Annotated in this window: 2 protein-coding genes; both read left to right on the top strand. The window is 65.3% G+C overall.

All coding sequences use genetic code 11. From position 1 onward, the window contains the following. Positions 1-77 precede the first annotated feature (77 nt). Positions 78-1,385: an IS21 family transposase gene (gene istA, locus L6639_RS42820; RefSeq protein ID WP_237867360.1), complete on the top strand. Its 1,308-nt coding sequence runs from the start codon at positions 78-80 to the stop codon at positions 1,383-1,385. Further along, complete coding sequence (gene istB, locus L6639_RS42815; RefSeq protein WP_276575792.1) at positions 1,385-2,245, top strand: IS21-like element helper ATPase IstB; 861 nt, start codon at positions 1,385-1,387, stop codon at positions 2,243-2,245. Before istA ends, istB begins: the two co-directional genes overlap by 1 nt. The last annotated feature ends 61 nt before the right edge of the window (positions 2,246-2,306 follow it).

Raw genomic sequence — 2,306 nt, 5'->3', positions numbered from 1 at the left:
TGTCGCGCGCCATGGAAAACTGCCCCCTCAGCGACATGAGGAATTGCCCCCTCCTCGGATAGCTGAGGAGAGAGCGAATGAAACAGGGACGAATCACGGAAGGCTCGCCGTGGAGTGATCCACGGGGGCAGGTGATGAAGACGCCGGATGACGTGGCGGAGATGATGCGCCTGAGGGCGTGCGGGTGGGGTGTGAAGCGGATAGCGCGGCAGCTGGGCTGCAGCCATCACACGGTGAAGGACTACGTGGCGGCGGGCGGGGTGAAGCCCTTCAAGTCGCCTGAGCGGTCGAAGCGTCTCGACGGCCTTGAAGGTTGGCTGCGCGAGCGGTTCATCCGGCATCGGGGCAATGCGGATGTGGTGCGGCAGGACCTATTGGCCGAGAAAGACGTGGCGGTCAGCCGGCGAACCCTACAACGGGCCGTGCAGCCGTATCGCCAGGCGCTGAAGGCCGAAGCGTTGGCGACGACGCGCTTCGAGACGCCCCCGGGCCGGCAGCTGCAGATCGACTTCGGCGAGCGTCTGGTCGAGGTCGGCGGGGCGAAGATCAAAGCATTCGTGTTCGTGGCGACGCTCGGACATTCGCGGCGGCTACATGTGCGTGCGTTCCGGGCTGAGAAGCAGGAGCACTGGTTTGCGGGGCTTGAGAGCGCGTTCACGACCTTCGGCGGCGTGCCGGAGGAAGTGCTGATGGACAATCCACGCGCACTGGTGGTGCGCCACGACGCAGTGAGCCGGTCGGTCCAATTTAACGACAAGCTCATCGCGTTCGCGAAGCATTGGGGCTTCCGTCCTCGCGCCTGCGCGCCGTATCGGGCGCGCACGAAGGGCAAGACGGAGAATGGCGTCGGTTACGTGAAGAAGAACGCGATTGCGGGGCATTCCTTCGCGAGCTGGGAGGCATTCGAGGCGCATCTGTCCGGATGGGAGCGTGAGGTGGCGAACGTGCGTATCCACGGCACGACCGGCGAGGCGCCGATTGCTCGCTTTGCGCGTGAGGAGGCACACCGGTTGAAGCCGCTTAGCGGGCAACCGTCGTTCGGATCGTTGCGTGAACTGACCCGCGTCGTCGGCCATGATTGCGCCGTCGAGATCGACACGAACAGCTACTCAGTGCCGTGGCGCCTGATTGGCGAGCGCGTGGCGGTAACGATCGCGGCCGGCGAGGTGCGGATCCGCCATGGATTGCAACAGGTTGCGGTCCACAAGCAGTCGGAGGGTCGCCGGCTGCGGATCATCGACACCGCTCATCTCGATGGTGTTGCTGGTCGCAATGGCGCGGTCCGCCGGGCTGAGATCGCGGTGGCGGTGCTGGCGCCGTCCTCACCGCCGTCGTTGTTGCGCCCTCTTGCCGAATACGAAGCCGTGGTCGGAGGAAGCTTCTGATGGCGCGGGCAAAGAAGATAATGGAAGCAACGACCGATCCGCTCGATGCCATGCTGGCGCGACTGCAGCTCTCCGGGATCCGCGATCAGCTCGACAGCCTGCTCGACGAGGCGGCGCGCGCGAACCTGTCGGCGCGTGAGACACTGATCCTGCTGTGCGAGCGCGAGATTGCGCGCAAGGATCATCGCCGCATCGAGATGGCACTAAAACTCGCACACTTCCCGGCCGTGAAGGAGCTTGCGGGCTTCGACTTCGAGGCGCAGCCGTCGATCGATCCGAAGCAGATCCGCGACCTGGCCGCGTCACGTTGGATCGCCAACGGCGAGAACGTGCTGCTGCTCGGTCCGCCGGGCGTCGGTAAGACGCACCTGTCGATCGCGCTCGGGCGAGAGGCGATCTTGGCCGGTTACACGGTGCAGTTCACAACCGCGACGACGCTGGTCGCGGGTCTTGCCAAGGCGCACGGCGAGAGACGCCTGGACGAGAAGCTGCTCGCCCTGTCGAAGCCAAAGCTGCTGATCGTCGACGAGCTCGGCTACCTGCCGCTCGAACCTGATGCGGCGCACCTGTTCTTCCAGCTGGTCAGCCGGCGCTACGAAACCGGTGCCATGCTGATTACCTCGAACCGCAGCGTTGCCGAATGGGGTGCCGTGTTCGCCGATCCCGTGGTCGCCACCGCGATCCTCGACCGGCTCCTCCACCACAGCCACGTGCTGACGATCCGCGGCGACAGTTACCGGCTCCGCGCCAAGCGCAAGAGCGGCCTCATCAAGCCGCCGCCCGCCGGTGACGGTCCTCCGGTCGGCTCCGCCTCCCTCCGGCCTGTCACCGGCGGAAACAACCTTCAACCGAGATCATAATCCCGATGGTGGGGGCAGTTCTTCATGACGCAAAGGGGGCAGTTCCGGATGGCGTTTGACA

It is taken from the genome of Bradyrhizobium zhengyangense (genome assembly GCF_022012555.1).
Taxonomy (GTDB): Bacteria; Pseudomonadota; Alphaproteobacteria; order Rhizobiales; family Xanthobacteraceae; genus Bradyrhizobium; species Bradyrhizobium zhengyangense.
The sequence above is the reverse complement of the archived record's forward strand: the minus strand, read 5'-3'. Positions and strand labels throughout refer to the sequence as shown.